Genomic DNA, 19,328 nt, shown 5'->3' with positions numbered 1-19,328 from the left:
GCGGCGTGGATCGGGCGCCGTCCGGCCGGGCGGAATCAGCCCGCCGGCGCGGTGGCGGGGGGCTGCACGGTGTTGAGCAGCGGGGCGCAGGGATCGGGCCGCTCGCGCCAGAAGCGGCGTTCCAGCTCCGCCGCCGGCAGCGGTTTGCTGAACAGATACCCTTGCAGGGTGTCGCAGAACATATACGTCAACGCGGTGGCTTGTTCGTCGGTTTCCACGCCTTCCGCCACCACCCGGAGCTGCAGCGAATGGGCCAGCGCGATGATGGCGCCGGTCAGCGTCATCGCGTCCTGATCGTTCAGCATCGCGCGGACGAAGGACTGGTCGATTTTCAGCTCCTGGGTGGGCAGCTTGGCCAGATAAGACAGCGAGGAATAACCGGTGCCGAAATCGTCGATGGAAATGCCCACTTGCATGTCGCGGATGCGGCGCAGCGTTTCGCCGCAGGTGTTCAGATTGTCCAGCACCACGGTTTCGGTGATTTCGATGTCTATGCCCGGCACGGCGGCGCCTTCGCTCAAGGCCTGTTGCAACTGTTCGGAGAAATCGGCCTGGCGCAGTTGCAGCGGGGAGACGTTGACCGCGATGCGCGGCGCCGGATAGCCGGCCTCCAGCCAGCGCAGATGGTCGCGCGCGGCCTGGCGCAAGGCCCAGACGCCCACCTCCAGGATCAGGCCGGTTTCCTCCAGCAAGGGGATGAATTGCGCCGGCGACACCAGGCCGCGCTCCGGGCTCTGCCAGCGCAGCAGCGCCTCCACGCCGACGATCTGCCGCGACACCGCGTCCACTTTGGGCTGGTAGTGCAGCACGAACTCCTGGCGCTCCAGCGCCAGACGCAGCCGGTTTTCCAGCTCCAGCGTCACCGCGGCGCGTTCGCTCATTTCCTGACGGTAGAACAAATAGCGCTCATTGGTGCTTTGCGCCAGCTTGAGCGCGGCTTCCGCGTTCTCCAGCAGGCTTTCCGCGTCGGCGCCGTCTTCCGGGAAGATGGCGATGCCGAATTTAGCCGACACGCGCAATTGCTTATCCAGGATGGCGATGGGCTGGGCGACGCAGTGTTCCTGCAACTGCATCACCTGACGCGCGATGTCCTCCTCGCTCTTGACCTCGGGGATGATCAGCGCGAAGCGGTCTATCTTGACGCAGGCCAGCAGCCGGGCCTCTTCGGTAAACGACTCCAGCCGCGCCGCCAGCAGGCGCAGCACCTGGTCGCCGGCCCAGCGGCCGTAGACGTCGTTGATGGATTTGAAGTGCTCGATGTCGAGGAAGATCACCGCCAGGCGGCGCTGTTCATGGTGGCTGGAGCTGATTTGCTGCGCCAGGCGCTCGTGGAACAGGCTGCGGTTAGCGAGGCCGGTCAGCTCATCGTAGTAGGACAGGAAGTGCAGCCTTTCCTCTTTTTCGATGTGATCCAGCGCGAAAGCGATGTCGCCGGCCAGTTCGGCCAGCAGCTGCATTTCCTCGTGGTCGAAGGCGTTGGCTTCGTTGGAGCACAGCGTCAGCGAGGCGGCGCGTTGTCCGGGCAGCGGCAGCGGCAGGCTGGCCAGCGAGCGGATGCCTTGCGCCAGCAATTGCTCGCGCGCCGCGTAGGGCAGCGGCGAGCCAAGCTGATTGCAGACGATGTTGCCGCCGCTGGCGATGGCGGCGGCGGATAGTTGCAGCAGCGCGTCGGCGTTGGGAGGCGGCTCGGTCTGTCCTTGCAGCGCGGCGATGCGGTGTTCGCCGTCGCTCCGGTCCAGCATGCTGATCCAGACCAGTTTGAACGCACCGCTCTGGGTGGCGATGCGGCAGGCTTCGCGAAACAGTTCCTGGCGGTCGTGGCAGCGCACGATCAACATATTGATGCCGCTGAGGATGGCGTAAACGCGGTTGAGCCGTTCTATGCGCAGCCGCAGCATGGAGTGTTGCAAGGTGATGGCCAGTTGCTGGGCGAAGGCCCGGGCGATCTCCAGATGCTCGAAGCCATGCTGGGCAACCTCCTGGAAGGCCAGGTTCAAGGAGCCCAGCAACTGTCCTTCCGCCATCAGCGGCAGCCGCAGATAAGCGCGCACGCCGTGGCTGCGCAGCCATTTGACCAGCGCCGGCGGCTGCGCCAGCGTGGTGATGTCGTGCATGAAGCTGGGCTGTCCGCGCTTGAGTTGCTCCAGATCGCTCAAGCCATAGCTGGAGAAGGGGAAGCGGCTGTCGATCGGGATCTCGTCCTTGGCGTCGCACTCCAGCGCCAGGAAGATGGTTTCCTCGTGCCTCCAGTCGAACACCGTGGCCGACGCGCCCCAGAACGGCACCAGTTGCGCCAGCATGCGCAAGGCCTCCTGCGCGGTTTGCTGCGGGCTGGCGGCGGACAGCAGGGTCAGGCCCATGTCACGCAGCGACTCCAGTTGCTGACTGTGGCGTTTGAGCTCCTGTTCGGTTTTCAGCCGCAGGGTGATGTCGCGCATGATGGCGGTGTAATACTTCTGGCCTTCCACCTCCAACTGGGACACCGAGGCTTCTGCGTAGAACTCGCTGCCGTCGGCGCGCAGCCCGCGCACGCCGCCGGCCGGCGCCAGGCTGCGGCTGACCGGGCCGTTCTGACCGAAGCCGTGGATCAGCTGAGCGTGGCCGGGCCGGAGCGCTTCCGGCACCAGCATGTCTATCTGCCGGCCCAGCACCTGCTCGGCGCGATAGCCGAATGCCTGTTCCGCCGCGGGGTTGAACAAGATGATGTTCAGATCGGCGTCGATGGTGACGATGGCGTCCATCGCGGTGTTGATGATGCCGGCGCGTTGCATCTCGCTGAGGCGGATCGCCGTGACATGCGTTTGCAACTGGTCCAGCATCAAGTTGAACTGGCGCGACACCGCGCGCAATTCTTGCGGCCCCAGTTCCGGGGCGCGCGCCTGCGCGTCGCCGTCGGCCACCGCTTGCGCGGTTTCGGCCAAGCGGCGCGCCGGCTGGGTCAGCGCGCGGCTGAAGCTTTGCGCCAGCAAGCCGCAGAGCAGCAAGGTGACGATGCCGCTGGCCGCGCTCCAGCGCAGGCGGCTGTAGTAGGGCGCGAGCACCACTTGTTCCGGCAGCGCGGCGATGATCAGCCAGTTGGCCTGGGAGAATTTGCGGTAGGAGTAAAGCCGCGACACCCCGTCGCGACCGACGCCCAGTTCGAAACCGGAGGCGTTGCCGCGGATGCGAGCGATGGTGCGGGCGACGTTGATCGAGGTTTTGCCGTGCCACAGCGCGGGGTCGGGGTAACGCAACAGAAAAGCCGCTTGCGAGCTCAGCACCGCGATGGTTAGCTTGCGGTCCAGCGTCGAGGGCAAGACCTGGGCCTGCAGCGTCAGCAAGTCCATTTGCACGGTCAGCAGACCAATGGGCCGGCCTTGCTCGTCGCGCACCGGATAGCTGGGCATTATCACCCAGCGCTGGGTGGCGGGCTCCAGCAAGGGCTCGCTGAGCATCAGTCCGGGCGCCGCCAGCGCGCGCTGGAACCAGTCGGCCTTGGTCGGCGGCGTTCTGACCGCGGGATTGGACGCGTGGCTGCAGACTTGCAGGCCGGTGGCGCTGCTGAGCGTCAGTTGGGTGGCGGAGGGAAAGCTCAGCGCGATGTCGCGGAACGCGACGGCGCATTCATCGAAGTCGAAGCGACGTATCGGCGTCCGCCTGCTCAACTGCGCCAGCACGCGTTCCAGTTCCGTGATCTTGCTCGCCAGCGCCTGATCCACCTGGTCGGCCAGCACGCGGGTCTGATCCTGAGCGGCGTCGCGCATGTCGCGGGCCGATTCGAAGGCGCCGATGCCGATCAGCGCCGCGGCGGGCAGCAGGCAGGCCAGCGCGAACAGCAGCAACTGAGCGCGCAAGCCCAGTCCGCTGACGAAGGACAGAATGCGGTTCAGGCCTGCGCGCATGTGGCGGGTACTCTCCGGGGCTGGGGATACTCAAAAATTAGTTCCTGTCGCCGGAGGGGGCAAGTCATATGTATGCCAAATGCGTTGCCTGGGCCGCGGGCGTGCGGCCGCCCCCGCGCAAGCCTTGCCAGGCAAGGCTTTCACGGGGGAAACCCGGTGCTAAGTACTTACACTTAGACGGCTGGGGAGGGCGGCTTCCGACGCTCAGAGGAACATGCCGCCGGAGGCTTCCACGCGCTGACCGTTGACCCAGGCGGCGCCGTCGCTGAGCAGGGTGGCGATGGCGCCGCCGATGTCGTCGGGGCGGCCGACGCGGCCCAGCGCGGTTTGCGCGGCGATATGGGCGTTGACCTGTTCGTTGTCGCGCACCAGGCCGCCGCCGAAGTCGGTTTCAATCGCGCCGGGGGCGATGACGTTGACCGCGATGCCACGCGGCCCCAGCTCCTTGGCCAGGTAGCGGGTCAGCACCTCCACGCCGCCCTTCATCGCCGCGTAGGCGGCGTAGCCGGGCAGGGCGAAGCGGGTCAGACCGGTGGAGACGTTGAGAATGCGGCCGCCGTCGGCGATCAGCGGCAGCAGTGTCTGGGTCAGGAAGAACGGGCCTTTGAGCTGGATGTTCATCAGTTGGTCGAACTGCGCCTCGCTGGTGTCGGCGAAGGCGGCGTGGATGCCGATGCCGGCGTTGTTGACCAGAAAATCGAAGTCGGCGCGTTGCCATTGCTCGGCCAGCGTCTGGCGCAGCCGCTCGGCGAAGGCGGCGAAGCCGGCGCTCTGGCCGACGTCCAGCGCCAGCGCGGCGGCCTGGCCGCCCAGTGCTTGGATCTCGGCGACCACCGCCTCGGCGTCGGCGGCGCGGCTTTGGTAGGTGATGACGACGTCCACGCCCTGGCGCGCCAGGTGCAGGGCCGCGCTTTTGCCCAGGCCGCGGCTGCCGCCGGTGATGACTGCGATTTTCTTGCTCATGGGAATCTCCTGTAGGGGGCGGGTGCAGGCTTGGACCCGATGAGCTCAGTTTATTGTATGGTTTTTGATAAACAAATATGATTATTTAAATTATAGTGTTCGTATATTAATAACAATTGGCGGTGGCATGAACAAGCTGGAAGCGATGCAGATTTTTGTCCGGGTGGCCGAGTTGTCCAGCTTCACGCAGGCGGCGGACAGCTTGGGCCTGCCCAAGGCCAGCATCTCGGTGGCGGTCAAGCAGACCGAATCCTGGCTGGGCGCGCGCCTGCTGCACCGGACCACGCGCAAAGTGCAGATGACCCAGGACGGGCAGGCTTTTTACGAGCGTTGCAAGGACGTGCTGGCGGACATGGACGAGTTGCAAAGCATGTTCCAGCGCGGCGAGGAGGCGCTGGGCGGGCGGCTGAGGGTGGACATGCCCAGCGGCGTGGCGCGCTACCAGGTATTGCCGAGGCTGGACGAATTCCTGCAGCGCCACCCGCGTTTGGAGCTGGAGCTGAGCAGCACCGACCGCAAGGTGGACATCGTGCGAGAAGGTTTCGATTGCGTGCTGCGCGTGGGGGAGCTTGGCGACTCCAGCCTGGTGGCGCGGCCGCTGGGACGTTTTCGGCAGCTCAATTGCGCCAGCCCCGGCTATCTGGCGCGTCACGGCGCGCCGGCCGGCCTGGAGGACCTGGCGCGGCACCGGCTGGTTCACTACGTTTCCACCCTGGGCGCGCGCCCGGCCGGCTGGGAGTGGCGGGACGGCAACGGCAGCCATTGGCTGGCCATGGCCGGCAGCGTCATCGTCAACAACGCCGACGCCTACCAGGCCGCCTGTCTGGCCGGGTTGGGCCTGATTCAGGCGCCGGAGTCCGGCGTGCGCCATTTGCTGGACAGCGGCGAACTGGTGGAAGTGCTGCCGGACTACCGCGCCGCGCCGATGCCGGTCACGCTGTTGTACGCCCACCGCCGCAACCTGCCGCGCCGGGCGCAGGTTTTCATGGATTGGCTGGCGGAGGCGCTGGCGCCGCATCTTGTGTGAATCGGGCGCAAACATGGCGGGCCGGGGCCAAGCTGCCCTATCATGGGGGCCGGTCAACCATTTTAGAACCTGTTTACGATCAGCTGCGCGTTGGCGATACGGCGTTGAAAACCCCTTCGAAATGCTCATGTACCGTGTGTACATTCCGCTTTCTCAGCGGTTTTCGCCTTATCTCGCCTTGGCTCGCGAGATCGTAAACACGTTCTTACTTCGTCATATTCCCGCCATGATTGTTAGATCCACTTCTTCCTGGCTGCGCCTGTTGTTTGTCTGGCACGGTTCGGTGCTGCCGCGCATCATGCCGCGCCTGCTGCTGGTCTTCTTCATTTCCATCGCCGCCGCCGCCGTGCGCGGCTGGTGGCTGAGCGAACACGCGGACTCCGCGCTCAGCATTCCCGCCTTTACCTTGATGGGGGTGTCGCTGGCCATCTTCCTGGGTTTCCGCAACTCGGTCAGTTACGAGCGCTTTTGGGAGGCGCGCAAGCTGTGGGGCAGCTTGCTGATCGTCAACCGCTCGCTGGCGCGGCAGGTTCTGTCGCTGGCGCCGGACAATGCGGACGCGCGGCGTCTGATAGACGGCTGTTGCGCCTTCGCCTACGCGCTCAAGGCGCAGTTGCGCGGCGACGACGCCGACGCCCATCTGCGCCGTTTGCTGCCGGAGGAGATTCTGGACAAGGCGTTGGCGGCGCGCTTCAAGCCGGCGCTGATCCTGTCCTGGCTAGGGCAATTGGCCGCGCGAATGCGCGGCGACGGCGTGTTGGGCGATATGCAATGGCATGCGCTGGACCGTAATCTGAACTCGCTGTCGGAAGTGCTGGGCGGCTGCGAGCGCATCGCCTCCACGCCCATTCCCTTCACGTACCGGGTGCTGCTCAACCGCACCGTCACGGTGTACAGCCTGCTGTTGCCGGCCGGCCTGGTCACCAGCATAGGCTGGCTGACGCCGGCGATCGCGGTCTTCATCGCCTACACCTATCTGGCGCTGGAAGTGATAGGCGAGGAGCTGGAGGAGCCATTTGGCAAGGAGGGCAACGACCTGCCGCTGTCCGCGCTCTGCCACGGCATCGAAGCCTCCTTGCGCGAGATGCAGGGCGAGGAAGTGGCGGCTCCGGCGCCGTCGCAGCAGGGCATTTATCTGTATTGAACCATCGAGCCGCATAGCTTAGAACCTGTTTACGATCTAGCGGGCTAAGGCGGGACAAGGCGTACTCATCGTGCCGCATCTCACGAAGCGCAGCAGGTCGTAAACAGGTTCTTACAGCGCGGCCAGCTCGTCCAGGCTGATGATGCGGGCTATCGTCGCCAGCTGGCGCATCGAGGTCTGATGCTCTTCCTCGCTGGCGGCGGCGCAGCCGTCCTCCAGCACCAGCACCTGGTAATCGCGGTCGTGAGCGTCGCGCGCGGCGGCCTGCACCGCCCAAGTGCTGCTGACGCCGGACAGGATCAGGCGTTCGATGCGATGAGCGCGCAGCACCGCTTCCAGCGAGGTGGCGTAGAAGGCGCTGACGCGCGGCTTGATCACGATGGCGTCTTCCGGCCTTACGTCCAGCTCCGGGTGGAAGGCGGTGCCGGGGCCGGACAGATCCAGCGCGCCGAATTCGTGAGCGCGGCCGAACAGCGGCGAGGCCTTGGGTTGTTCCACATAGGAGGGCGCGAAGCCCACTTTCACCTGCGCCACCAGCCAGCGGCGGCGGCGCGCCTCGGCGATGGCCTGGTTGGCGGCGGCGATGACGCCGCGTTGACGCGCGTGCTCGGCGCAGCGGGCGACCTTGCCGCCGTCCATCATGATGTCACGGATATAGTCCAGTCCGATAAAAGCGGTGTTCATCGCTGAGTTCCTTATGGCGTATTGATCAAGACCGGTGAACGGCCGGCGTTTCAGCCGCGGCCAGTTCCGCCAGCAGCTCGCCGGCGGCGAGCAGCAGTTCCAGGCGCTGCGGCGGCAGTCCGGCCAGCGCGGCGCGCAGCCAGTCGTCTTTGCGCAGGCGGTGAGCGTCAAGGACCTGGCGGCCGGCGCCGCTCAGGCGAATCCGGACTTTGCGGCCGTCGTTGGGGTCGCCGGCGCGCAGAATCAGGCCGCCGGCGCCGAGTTCGCGCAGCAGGCTGGCCAGGTTGGAACTGCGCAGCTTTTCCGCGCGGGCCAGCGCAGACGGCGTTGCGGCGCCGTCCGCGCGTTCGATGCTGGCCAGCAGCGATAGCTGGGCAAACGGCAGTTCGTCGTCCTGGGCCTCCTGGCGCAAGCGGCGCGTCAAGGCCATCAGTTGCAGGCGCAGCCGGGACACGGCCTCCGCCGGGATTGATGAGTTAGGCATTTTTCTATCTTAACATAGCTATGTTTGTATAGATAATTCGGCGAGAAAACGGCGCCGCCAGCGACGCCGAGGCCGGCTCTAGCCTTGTTTTTGACAGTTGCTCATCCAGCGTATGCCGAAGCGGTCCACCAGCATGCCGAAGCGGGCGCCCCAGAAGGCGTCGTGCAGCGGCTCGTTGATCTGGCCGCCCTGGGCCAGGGCTTCAAAGATCGCGGTCTGCTCCGTCTCGCTGTCCAGCATGAAATTCAGCGTGATGTTTTCACCGATGGCGGGCGTGCGGCCCGGCATGCCGTCGGAGGCCATGAAATGAACGCCTTCGGCTTTGAACTCGGCGTGCAGAATCTTGTTCTTGGCCTCGTCCGGGCTGGGGAAGTCCGCGTCGCCGAAGCGCATCAGCGCCACGATTTCGCCGTTGAAGCATTGGCGGTAGAAGGCCAGCGCCTGTTCGCACTGGCCGTGGAAGTTGATGTAGGGCAGCAGGGTTTTCATCAGGGAGACTCCTGGTGGGTGGGGAGGGGCGGCCGTGTTTCAGGCTTGCAGGCATTGCCGCAGCGCATTGTTGACGGCTTCCACCGTTGCCGGCCGGGTCAGGCGAGCGGTTTCCTGACCGTGGCGCAGGAAAATCAGCGTAGGCCACAGCTTGACGCGGTAGCTGCGTCCCAGGCGGCGGCCCGGCCCGTCTTCGATTTGCAAATGACGGACGTCGGGATAGGCCGCCAAGGCTTGTCGAATCAGAGGCTGAGCCGCCTGGCAGTGGCCGCACCAGGGCGCGCCGAATTCCAGCACGGTGACGCCGGGCTGGGCATCCAGTTCGGCGCGTTCCGGCGCGGGGTCGCGATAAAGCTTGTCCATGGTCAGGCTGGGGCAAGGGTGGATTTTAAATATGCCAAAGGACTTGCGTATTTGCCAGCGCCGTGATGAGAGGGCTGGGGGGGGGGCGGGCTTGCCAAAGCCGGGCAAAACCGCGACGATGCAGGCCGTTTCATCAATGGCTCGGGGTTTGAACTCATGAAATCGCGCAATGTTTCCGGCGGCTTGGTGTATTCCACCGAACACGGCCGCATGTGCCCGCAGTGCGGCTTTGCCGTCGCCCAATGCCAATGCGGCAAGCAGGAGGCGCCGGCCGGCGACGGCGTGGTGCGGGTGCGCAGGGAAACCAAGGGCCGCAACGGCAAGGCGGTCACCGTGATTCAGGGCGCGCCGTTGAACGCGCTGGAACTGGCGCAGCTGGGCAAACAGCTGAAAAACGCCTGCGGCAGCGGCGGCACGGTCAAGGACGGCGTCATCGAGATCCAGGGCGATCATTGCGAGCAGGTGCAGGGTTTGCTCAAGCAGCGCGGCTGGACGGTGAAGCGCGCCGGCGGCTAGACGCGCTCCAAAGCCTGTAGCGCCTTGTCGGGGACGAGGCGGCGGGCATGCTTTTCACCGTACGGCCCTGCCGCTTTTTCAGCGGCAGGGCCTTGTCTCGCGCTGGCTTGCGAGATTTTGGTTGAGCCGGAATGAAAAAGCCCGCGGCGTGCCGCGGGCTGGGTGGGGCGATGGGGCTTAGGCCGGCTGCGCCTGCCGCTGCGGGCTGGGGCTGAGCGGCGTCCGTCGCTGCAGCTCGGCGGCGAATTGCGCGCCGAATTGTTCCAGATATTGGCGTTGCAGCAGGCATTCATGCGGCGCGTTCACCTCGTACTCAATCAGCTTGCCGGAGACGTAAGGCTGCCAGAGCGACGGCTGCTGGTCTTCGGGGCGCAGGATGTCGGTGGTGGCGCGGATGAAGATCAGGTCGCCGTCGTAACGCTGGTAGCGGCAGCGGGCGAGCAGTTCCAGCATCAGCTTGGAGTCGTTCACCAGCCGGGTCAGAAACTCCTCGCCGACCTGGCTGCCGCCCAGCGCTTCTTCCATTGCGCTCTTCAGCCCCTTGATGCCGGCGCGCGGCGCGCCGACGATGGCCCGGGTCATGCGGGTGATGATGGTGGCGTCGTCCAGTTTCAGCGAGGCCGGCCCGCCCTGCAGCGGATAGCTGTCGAACATGCACAGGAAGCTGACTTCGTGGCCGTCGGCCTGCAGCATGGCGGCCAGGCGCAGCGCCAGATTGCCGCCCACCGACCAGCCCGCCAGCTGATACGGCCCCTGCGGCTGCACCGCCTGGATGCGTTGCCGGTACTCCTCCGCCAGTTCGTCCAGCGATTCGACGATGCGTTCCGGGTCGCGCAGTATCGGCGACTGGATGGCGTACAGCGGCTGGTCCTCGGGCAGGAAGGGCAGCAGGCCGGCATAGGGCCAGGCGATGCCGCCGCCCGGGTGAATGCAGAATAGCGGCGGGCGGCCGCCCTGGACGCGCAGCGGCAACATGGCGTCGAAAGGATCGCTGAAAGCGGCGGGCCGTTGCAGGCGCAGGGCCAGCTGGCGCGGCGTGGGGGCGGCCAGGAAGTCGGCGATGCCCAGCGAGACGCCGAAGGTTTCCCTGACCTGGTTGATCAGTTGCAGCCCCAGCAGCGAATGGCCGCCCAGCGCGAAGAAGTTCTGATTGGCGTAGACCTCGCCGCATTCCAGCGCCGTTGCGAACAAGCGGCACATGATTTCCTCTTCAGGCGTGCGCGGCGGAGCCTGTTCGCCGTCGTCCAGCAGCGTCGGCGTCGGCAGCTCGCCGGTGGCCAGCTTGCCGTTGGGCGTCAGCGGGAAGACGGGCACCACCATGATGACGCTGGGGATCATATGATGCGGCAATTGCCGGCTCAGCGCCTGTTTCAGGCCTTCGCTGTCCAGGTCCAGCTGTTGGTTGGCCACATAGCCGACGATGGCCGGGCCGTGGGGCAGGTCCCGCAGCAAGGCGACGGCGTCCTCTACGCCGCCGCAGCCCAGCAGGGCGTTCTTGATTTCGTCCAGCTCGATGCGCAGCCCGCGCAGCTTGATCTGATTGTCCTGGCGGCCCTGATAGTGGATGCGGCCGGCGTGGTCGAAGAACACGCGGTCGCCGGCCCGGTACATGGTGTCGGCGGGGTCCAGCAGATCGGGGACGAAGCCTTTGGCCGTCAGCTCCGGGCTGTTGCGGTAACCTCGGGCCACGCCGGGGCCGCCGATGAACAGATCGCCCCAGGCGCCGGGCGGCAGCAGCCGCTGCCGCGGGTCCACCACATAGAGCCGGGTATTGGCGGTGGCGGGTCCGATGGACAGGTCGCCGTCGCCGTAGTCGGCGTTGATCGAGGTGGCGAAGGAGGTTTCGGTCGGTCCGTAGACATTGAGCAGGCGGCAGTGGGAGAAGCGCGCCAGCAGCGCCGGCGTGCAAGGCTCGCCGCCCAGCATCAGGACGGTGTCTTGCGGGAAGTCCTCGGTCTGGTGGTAGGCCAGCAGGCTGGGCGTCATGACCACGAGCTTGATGTTTTCCCGTTTGACCAGCGCGGCCAGCGGTTTGCCGGGCGCGCTGGCGACTTTGTCGCAGATGACCAGGGTGGCGCCGGCCAGCAGCGTCATCATGATTTCCAGCACCGACATGTCGAAGCCGGCGGCGATGAATTGCAGCACGCGCTGGCCGGCTTGCAGCCCCGCCGCCCGGATGGCGGTGTCGGCGATGGGCACCAGGTTGCGGTGGCTCACTTCCACGCCCTTGGGCTTGCCGGTGGAGCCGGAGGTGTAGATCAAATAGCCGGGCGCGGCGGGGTCTACGCGGGGAAGCGGTAGGGCCGCCGGCGGCAGCGCGTCCAACGCCGCGGCGTCCAGGAGCAGCTGTTTTTCCGGCGCGATCCCGGCCTTGACGGCGTCGCCGCCGGCGACGATGACCGCGGCCGGCGAGGCGTCGGCCAGAATGTATTCGATGCGGGCTTCCGGCAGGTCGGGGTCCACCGGCACATAGCCGGCGCCCAGCTTGAACAGCGCAACGGCCGCGACCGCCCACTCTATGCTGCGCGACACGATGACGGCGACATCGTCCCCGGGGCGCACGCCGCGCGTCAGCAGCAGGCTGGCCAGGCGGTTGGCGCGCTCGTCCAGCTCGGCGTAGCTGAGTTCGCGCTCTCCCTGGCGCAGCGCCGGCCGATGGGCGTGGCTTAGCGCAGAGGCGGCGAAGGCGTCGGCGAAGACCGGTTGCGCGTCGGCGCGCGCCGGCAGCGGATAGCGGCGTTCTCGTTCGCCCGGCAGCAGCAGTTGGTAATCCGCGGCGAGGGTTTCCGGGTTGGCGACGAAATGCTCGAGCAGCAGGATCATCCGCTGATAGTGCAGTTCCAGCGCCTCTAGCGGGTAGAGATCGGCGTTGGCGTTGAAGCCTATCTCCAGCCGCCCGTCGGCGTTGCGGTCGAAAATGTCGATGCCGAGATGATCGGCCGGACCGTTGGCGACATTCTGCACCGTGGCTTCGCAGCCGTCGAAGCTCACTTCCTGGTCATAAGCCACGATATTGAGCAGGGTGTTGAACAGCGGCTTGTGACCGCGTTCCGCGTACAGGTCGCGGATCATGGCCTCCGAGCGGTAGCCCTGATGCAGCAGATGGCGGCGCAGCTGGCGCTGGATGTCCGCCGCAACCGACAGCACCGTGGCCTCCGGCGCGAAGGAGATGCGCAGCGGCAGGATGTTGGCCACCATGGCCGGAATCTCGCGCAGGGCTTTCAGCTGACGGGCCGCCACCGGCATGCCCACCGCCAGTTCGCTCTGGCCGGTCATGCGGTGCAGATAGGTGGCGCAGGCCGCCAGCAGCAGGCTGGACAGACGCAGGCGGTGTTGGCCGGCGGTTTCCCGCAGCCCGTCCACCGCCGCGCCGGAGAAGGCCTTGCGCAGGCGGTTCAGCTTGCGCAGGGGCGCGTCGCCGGGGACCAGTTGGGTGGCGTCGGGCAGGTCCAGGCAGTATTGGCGCCAGTAAGACTGGTCCTTGAGATAGGACTCGCTCTGGCGATAGGCCTGCTCCGCCTCGAACACCTGGCTCAGCGGCTGCGCCGGCAGCGCTTCGATGGCTTCGCCGCGCGCCAGCCGGACATAGCAATCGGTGATGTGCTTGAACAGGATGGCGTGGCCGAAACCGTCCACCACCAGATGGGAGCCCAGCTCTATCATGCGGTGGCGACGGTCGCTCAGTTTGACGATCAGATACCGGATCAGCGGTTGTCGGGCCAGGTCCATATCGTCGGCCAGCAAGCCGTTCAGCATGGCGGCGTAGGCCTGCTCGGGGTCTGCTTCGGCCGATAGGTCGCGCCAGGAGAAATAGGCGTCGTGCAATTCGGGGCGCAGGTGCTGCCGGTATTGGCCGGTGACCGCGTCCGTTTCGAAGGCGGCGCGCAGGGTTTCCACTTGTCTGCACACGGTCTTGATGGCCTGTTCCAGCAGCGGGGCCTGCAAGTCGCCGGTGAATTCGATCACATCGCACAGGTGATAATGGAGATTACGGCCTTCCTGGCCGATGGCCAGGCAGACTTCCTGCTGGGCGGCGCTCAGCGGGCAGATCGATTTATCGTCTAGCATAATGTTTCCAATATAGTTTTTACAGTTGTTGATATTTATTTAAAATAAAGTTAAGGGCGAATGAAGGCGCGACAAAAAAGAAGGACGCGTCGCCGCTATCGTTGCGGCTTTAGTACGGGATGGGTTTTACGGGCGGCGGATAGGCCCGGAGAGGGGCGGGTCGGTTGGCGACGCCGTGGATTGGCGTGGCTGACGGAGTACGGTGCGCGATGCGGCGTTTTTCATGGGTGCCCTGCACATGTCGTATAAGACAGGCCGAATATGTCGTTTTGATAATACGTGGAAATTATATCAATACGGCATGAAATTGACACAGTAAAATTCACTCGACATATGTCGGCGAAGTGGATTTGTCTCATTTGTGCAAACGCACATTTCGAGAGTGTCGATATCGGCTCAAGTACAGCCAAAGCTAGACACGGCAGGCGCTTAATGTTCCGAGATAGTACGATGCGGCGCAGCAAGCTGCGCCCTGGCTTGGCTGCGGACAGGGGTGGCGGGAGGGAGATGCATGCCGATTGGCGAACAGAGGAGGACGCTGACGCGCTTGCCAGCGCGGCGTTCAAGTCCGGCTTGCCTCCGGTCCGGATAAGCGGGGCGGGCGGGGGTTAGGGCGAAACAGCAAAGAAAAAGACCGAAATCCGGCGCCATCCGCTGACGGCGCCCTGTATTTCGGTCTTGTTTGACAGTGACGATCCGGTGTTTAGAACGGAATGTCGTCGTCCATGTCGTCCAGTTGCTTGGGCGCCGGGCGCTGCTCCTGGCGGCGCGGCGCGGGCGGGGCTTCCTGGCGCGGGGCCGGGGCGTTGTAGCCGTAACCGTCGTCCATGCCGCCGCCGCTCATGCCGCCGCCGGAACCGCCCATTTCATTGCGGCCGCCCTGCAGGCTCAGTTCATTGACGCGCACGTCCGGGGACAGGCGTTTATTGCCTTCTTTGTCCTGCCATTCGCGCAGGGTCAGTTGGCCGTAAACGGTTACTTGCTGGCCTTTTGCCAGGTAGTTCTTCAGCGATTCACCGCGCTTGCCCCATACCTGGCAGCTGAACCAGTTGGTGCTCTTGCGCTCGCCAAAGCCGATGTCGCTGGCTACGCGGAACGACAGTACCGGCTCACCGCTGGGGGTGTAGCGCAGTTCGGCGTCGGCGGCCAGACGGCCGTCAAAGGTGATGCTGTTCATCAGATGTCTCCGAATAAAAATCTAAATATTTGGCCTGTCGCCGCAGCTCAGAACGTGGCTCCGATCAGGCGCTGCACCGTCGCCTCGTCCCACTGCCGCTGCGATACCTTCAGGTAGGCCACGCGGTCTTCCAACACGACCACGGCTTCATGCACGCCGGTCACGCCGGCCAATTGGCGGGACAGATCGCCGGCGTCGCCACGCCAGTCCTCGCCGATGTGATACATCACCGAGCGCACCGGCTTGGGCGGCCGCATGGCCAGCGACCACAGCAGCCAGGTGAGCATCAGCAGGCTGGTGAAGCCGAACACGCCGGCCGGACCGTAGCGGGTGTACAGCCAGCCGCCGACGGCCGCGCCCAGGAACAGGCCAAGGGATTGGGCGGTATTATACACGCCAATCGCGGTTCCCTTGGCATCCGCCGGGGCGATCTTGGAAATCAAGGACGGCAGCGTGGCTTCCAGGATATTGAAGGCGATGAAATACAAGCCCAGCCAGATCACGATCTGCCAGAAGCTGTCCAGCGCCATCGCCATGCCCAGTTGGGCGGCGGTCATCAGCGCGATGGCGCCGACGAACACTTGTTTGAGCCTGGCTTTTTTCTCGCCGTAGATAATGGCCGGCACCATTAGCAGGAAGCCGATCACCGTTACCGGCAGATACACCTGCCAGTGTTGGGTCTTGTCCAGATGGGCGGTCTTGATCAGCGCGAAGGGAATGGTGACGAACATCGCCATCTGCGCCGCGTGCAAGGCGAAGATGCCGTAATTGAGCTGCAGCAGCTGCGGGTCTTTCAGCACCGCCGGCAGCCGTTTGGCGTTGGCCTCGGTGTCGGAGTGGAAGCGGGAGCTGACCGGGTCCGGGATGATCAGCCAGACGCCGATCAGCGCCGCCAGCGACAGCACGCCGGTGAGCGCGAAAATGCCGTTGACCCCGATGTATTTGGCCAAGAGCGGCCCCAGCACCAGGCTGGCGGCGAAGGTGGTGCCGATGGACATGCCTATCATCGCCATCGCCTTGGTGCGGTTTTCCTCGCGGGTCAGGTCCGCCAGCAGCGCGGTGATGGCGGCGGAAATGGCGCCGGCGCCCTGGATGACCCGGCCCACGGTCAGGGTGGCGATGTCGTGCGCGCCGGCGGCGACGAAGCTGCCCAGCGCAAACAGCAGCAAGCCGCCGTAAATCACCTTCTTGCGGCCTATCTTGTCGGAGAGCATGCCCAGCGGCAGTTGCAGCAGGGCCTGGGTCAGGCCGTAACTGCCCAGCGCGATGCCGATCAGCGTGTGATTGTCCGCGCCTTCCAGGGTTTGGGCGTACAGGGCGAATACCGGCAGGATCAGGAACATGCCCAGCATGCGCAGGGCGTAGATGCCGGCGAGGCCAAGGCTGGCCCGGAGTTCTGTTGCGTTCATTCTTGTGTGCGTCGTTTGTGTTGCTGGCGGGCTGCGGCCTGCGGGCCGCGCCCCATGGTTCTAGTAACGGTCCGGCGCCGTTCCGGATGACGCCGCGCGTTAAAGACTGGTGGAGTCAGACTTGCCAAGTCAGGTATATTAACAGGTTCCCTGACCGACGGTGAGTTACGCTCCAATATGGACAGCATTCGCATTCGCGGCGCACGCACGCACAATCTGAAGAACATCAACCTGGATTTGCCCCGCCACCAATTGATCGTGATTACCGGCCTGTCCGGCTCCGGCAAATCCTCGCTGGCCTTCGACACCCTGTACGCGGAAGGGCAGCGCCGTTACGTGGAAAGCTTGTCCGCCTATGCGCGCCAGTTCCTGCAATTGATGGAAAAGCCGGACGTGGACCTGATCGAAGGTCTGTCGCCGGCGATCTCCATCGAACAGAAGGCCACCAGCCACAACCCGCGTTCCACCGTGGGCACCGTCACCGAAATCCACGACTACCTGCGTCTGCTGTACGCGCGCGTCGGCGAGCCGCACTGCCCGGAGCACGGCGTGCCGCTGTCCTCGCAAACCGTCAGCCAGATGGTGGACCATGTGCTGGCCTTGCCGGAGGAAAGCCGGGTGATGATCCTGGCCCCGGTCATCGTCGGCCGCAAGGGGGAGAATCTGGACTTGTTCGAAGACCTGCGCGCCCAGGGCTTCGTGCGGGTGCGGGTGGACGGCGAAGTGTTTGAACTCGACGCCGTGCCCAAGCTGGACAAGAACAAGAAGCACACCATAGAAGTGGTGATAGACCGCCTGAAAGTGCGCGAGGACATGAAACAGCGGCTGGCGGAAAGCTTTGAAACCGCGCTGCGCCACGCCGAGGGCCGCGCCATCGCCGTGGAAATGGACAGCGCCAAGGAACACTGGTTTTCCGCCAAGTTCGCCTGCCCGGTGTGCTCCTACAGCCTGCCGGAGCTGGAGCCGCGGCTGTTCTCCTTCAACAACCCCATGGGCGCCTGCCCCAAGTGCGACGGCCTGGGCGAAATCACCTTCTTCGATCCGCGCCGCGTGGTGGCGCATCCGGAACTGAGCCTGGCCGCCGGCGCGATCAAGGGCTGGGACAAGCGCAACCAGTTCTATTTCCAGATGCTGATGGCGCTGGGCGAGCATTACGGTTTTTCCGTGGCCGAACTCGCCTTTGAAGACCTGCCGGAAAAAGTGCGCAATGTGGTGCTGCACGGCTCTGGCCGCGACAGCATCGAGTTCAGCTATATGTCGGAGAAGGGCACCAAATTCAGCCGTTCGCATCCGTTTGAGGGCATCATCCCCAATCTGGAGCGCCGCTACCGCGAAACCGACTCCTCCGCGGTGCGCGAAGAACTGGCCAAGTACCAGAACAACCAGCCCTGCCCGCACTGTCAGGGCTCGCGGCTGCGCCTGGAGGCGCGCCATGTCTTCGTCGGCGATAAGACGCTGTACGAGATCAACCAGATGCCGCTGAAGGACACCGCCGGCTTCTTCGCCCAACTGGCTTTCAGCGGCCAGAAACAGGCGGTGGCGGAGAAAATCGTCAAGGAGATCAGCGAGCGGGTGTCCTTCCTCAATAATGTGGGCCTGGACTACTTGAACCTGTCCCGTTCCGCGGACACCCTGTCCGGCGGCGAGGCGCAGCGCATCCGCCTGGCCAGCCAGATCGGCTCCGGCCTGACCGGGGTGATGTACGTGCTGGACGAGCCGTCCATCGGCCTGCATCAACGCGACAACGACCGCCTGCTGGCCACCTTGATGCGGCTGCGCGATCTGGGCAATAGCGTGATCGTGGTCGAGCACGACGAAGACGCCATCCGCGCCGCGGACTACCTGGTGGACATGGGGCCGGGCGCCGGCGAGCACGGCGGCGAAGTGCTGGTGGCCGGCACCCCGGCGGAAGTGGCCGCCTGCGCCCATTCCGTTACCGGCGATTACTTGTCCGGCCGCCGCCGCATCGCGCTGGGCGGCGAGCGCCGCGAGGTGGATCCGGAGCGCATGCTGCGCCTGATCGGCGCCAGCGGCAACAACCTCAAGGATGTCACCCTGGACCTGCCCTTGGGCATGCTGGTGTGCATTACCGGCGTGTCCGGCTCCGGCAAGTCCACATTGATCAACGACACCCTGTACAAGATCACCGCGCGCGAACTCAACGGCGCCAGCGAAGAACCGGCGGCCTACCAGGACATCCAGGGCCTGAAGCAGCTGGACAAGGTGATCAACGTAGACCAGAGCCCGATCGGCCGCACCCCGCGTTCCAACCCGGCCACCTATACCGGCCTGTTCACCCCCATCCGCGAACTGTTCGCCGGCGTGCCGCTGTCGCGCGAGCGCGGCTACGGGCCGGGGCGCTTCTCCTTCAACGTCAAGGGCGGCCGCTGCGAGGCCTGCCAGGGCGACGGCGTGATCAAGGTGGAAATGCACTTCCTGCCGGATGTCTACGTGCCTTGCGACGTATGCCACGGCAAGCGCTACAACCGCGAAACCCTGGAAGTGCAATACAAGGGCAAGAGCATTCACGAAGTGCTGGAAATGACGGTGGAACAGGCGCTGGACTTCTTCAGCGTGGTGCCCACTGTGGCGCGCAAGCTGAAAACGCTGATGGATGTGGGCCTGGGCTATATCCGCCTGGGGCAGAGCGCCACCACCCTGTCCGGCGGCGAGGCCCAGCGCGTCAAGCTGGGGCTGGAATTGTCCAAGCGCGACACTGGCCGCACTCTGTATATCCTGGACGAGCCCACCACCGGCCTGCATTTCCATGACATCGACCTGCTGTTGCAAGTGCTGCACCGCCTGCGCGAAAGCGGCAACACCGTCGTGGTGATCGAGCATAATCTGGACGTGGTCAAAACCGCGGACTGGCTGATAGATTTGGGGCCGGAAGGCGGCGCCGGCGGCGGCCAGATCATCGCCACTGGCACGCCGGAACAAGTGGCGGCCAATCCGGTCAGCCATACCGGGCGCTATTTGCAGCCTTTGTTGCAGCGCGAGCAAGGCTGATGGCAATCAAGTACAATGCGCGGATAGACAGCTTACTGTTATAAAGAAATACCGGCGGCGGCAAGGGGCGAACAGCGTCGCCAGCCCAGCTGGACGGCGTGTCGCCCAAGGGCC

13 protein-coding genes are annotated in these 19,328 nt (G+C 65.1%); 4 read left to right on the top strand and 9 right to left on the bottom strand.

The window, feature by feature from the left end; translation table 11 throughout:
• Nucleotides 1-35: 35 nt before the first annotated feature.
• Nucleotides 36-3,881, bottom strand: coding sequence for an EAL domain-containing protein (locus DB032_RS15065; RefSeq protein WP_107800200.1), 3,846 nt, complete (start codon nt 3,879-3,881; stop codon nt 36-38).
• A gap of 204 nt (nt 3,882-4,085) precedes the next feature.
• Entirely contained in the window at nt 4,086-4,844 is a 759-nt protein-coding gene (locus DB032_RS15060; protein ID WP_107800199.1) for an SDR family NAD(P)-dependent oxidoreductase, read from the bottom strand.
• 127 nt (nt 4,845-4,971) lie between these two features.
• Between DB032_RS15060 and DB032_RS15055 the strand changes: the two genes are divergently transcribed.
• Together DB032_RS15055 and DB032_RS15050 are read left to right on the top strand one after the other, a co-directional pair.
• Nucleotides 4,972-5,871 (top strand): LysR family transcriptional regulator, encoded by a 900-nt coding sequence (locus DB032_RS15055; protein WP_107800198.1) that lies wholly within the window; start codon nt 4,972-4,974, stop codon nt 5,869-5,871.
• A 226-nt stretch (nt 5,872-6,097) separates the two neighbouring features.
• On the top strand, nt 6,098-7,015 hold the full coding sequence (locus tag DB032_RS15050) for a bestrophin family protein (protein WP_107800197.1): 918 nt from the start codon (nt 6,098-6,100) through the stop codon (nt 7,013-7,015).
• A gap of 111 nt (nt 7,016-7,126) precedes the next feature.
• Here the strand turns inward: DB032_RS15050 and DB032_RS15045 are convergent, their stop codons facing one another.
• The 4 genes from DB032_RS15045 to DB032_RS15030 all read right to left on the bottom strand — a co-directional run bounded on the left by DB032_RS15045 (nt 7,127) and on the right by DB032_RS15030 (nt 9,035).
• Nucleotides 7,127-7,699: an isochorismatase family cysteine hydrolase gene (locus DB032_RS15045; RefSeq protein WP_107800196.1), complete on the bottom strand. Its 573-nt coding sequence runs from the start codon at nt 7,697-7,699 to the stop codon at nt 7,127-7,129.
• 25 nt (nt 7,700-7,724) lie between these two features.
• Nucleotides 7,725-8,183: a MarR family winged helix-turn-helix transcriptional regulator gene (locus DB032_RS15040; RefSeq protein WP_107800195.1), complete on the bottom strand. Its 459-nt coding sequence runs from the start codon at nt 8,181-8,183 to the stop codon at nt 7,725-7,727.
• A gap of 78 nt (nt 8,184-8,261) precedes the next feature.
• Nucleotides 8,262-8,672 (bottom strand): VOC family protein, encoded by a 411-nt coding sequence (locus DB032_RS15035; RefSeq protein ID WP_107800194.1) that lies wholly within the window; start codon nt 8,670-8,672, stop codon nt 8,262-8,264.
• 39 nt (nt 8,673-8,711) lie between these two features.
• The gene (locus tag DB032_RS15030; RefSeq protein ID WP_107800193.1) at nt 8,712-9,035 is read right to left on the bottom strand and encodes a thioredoxin family protein; all 324 of its coding nucleotides are present in this window, start codon (nt 9,033-9,035) and stop codon (nt 8,712-8,714) included.
• Nucleotides 9,036-9,191: 156 nt separating this feature from the next.
• On the opposite strand from DB032_RS15030, the gene DB032_RS15025 reads away from it, so the two are divergent.
• Nucleotides 9,192-9,551 carry a translation initiation factor Sui1 gene (locus DB032_RS15025; protein WP_107800192.1) on the top strand — a complete coding sequence of 120 codons (360 nt, stop codon included), beginning with the start codon at nt 9,192-9,194 and terminating at the stop codon, nt 9,549-9,551.
• Between the two features lie 177 nt (nt 9,552-9,728).
• On the opposite strand, the gene DB032_RS15020 is transcribed toward DB032_RS15025, so the two are convergent.
• From DB032_RS15020 to DB032_RS15005, 3 genes are all read right to left on the bottom strand, one after another.
• Nucleotides 9,729-13,619: a non-ribosomal peptide synthetase gene (locus tag DB032_RS15020; protein ID WP_107800191.1), complete on the bottom strand. Its 3,891-nt coding sequence runs from the start codon at nt 13,617-13,619 to the stop codon at nt 9,729-9,731.
• 703 nt (nt 13,620-14,322) lie between these two features.
• Nucleotides 14,323-14,796, bottom strand: a complete 474-nt coding sequence (locus tag DB032_RS15010) for a single-stranded DNA-binding protein (protein ID WP_107800189.1) — start codon at nt 14,794-14,796, stop codon at nt 14,323-14,325.
• Between the two features lie 47 nt (nt 14,797-14,843).
• Complete coding sequence (locus DB032_RS15005) at nt 14,844-16,205, bottom strand: MFS transporter (RefSeq protein ID WP_107800188.1); 1,362 nt, start codon at nt 16,203-16,205, stop codon at nt 14,844-14,846.
• Nucleotides 16,206-16,382: 177 nt separating this feature from the next.
• Here DB032_RS15005 and uvrA point away from each other — a divergent pair, with 177 nt between their 5' ends.
• A complete protein-coding gene (uvrA, locus tag DB032_RS15000) occupies nt 16,383-19,214 on the top strand; it encodes an excinuclease ABC subunit UvrA (RefSeq protein ID WP_107800187.1) in 2,832 nt (943 codons plus the stop codon).
• Nucleotides 19,215-19,328: the final 114 nt, after the last annotated feature.

Source organism: Chromobacterium sp. Panama (assembly GCF_003052555.1).
GTDB lineage: Bacteria > Pseudomonadota > Gammaproteobacteria > Burkholderiales > Chromobacteriaceae > Chromobacterium.
The sequence above is the reverse complement of the archived record's forward strand: the minus strand, read 5'-3'. Positions and strand labels throughout refer to the sequence as shown.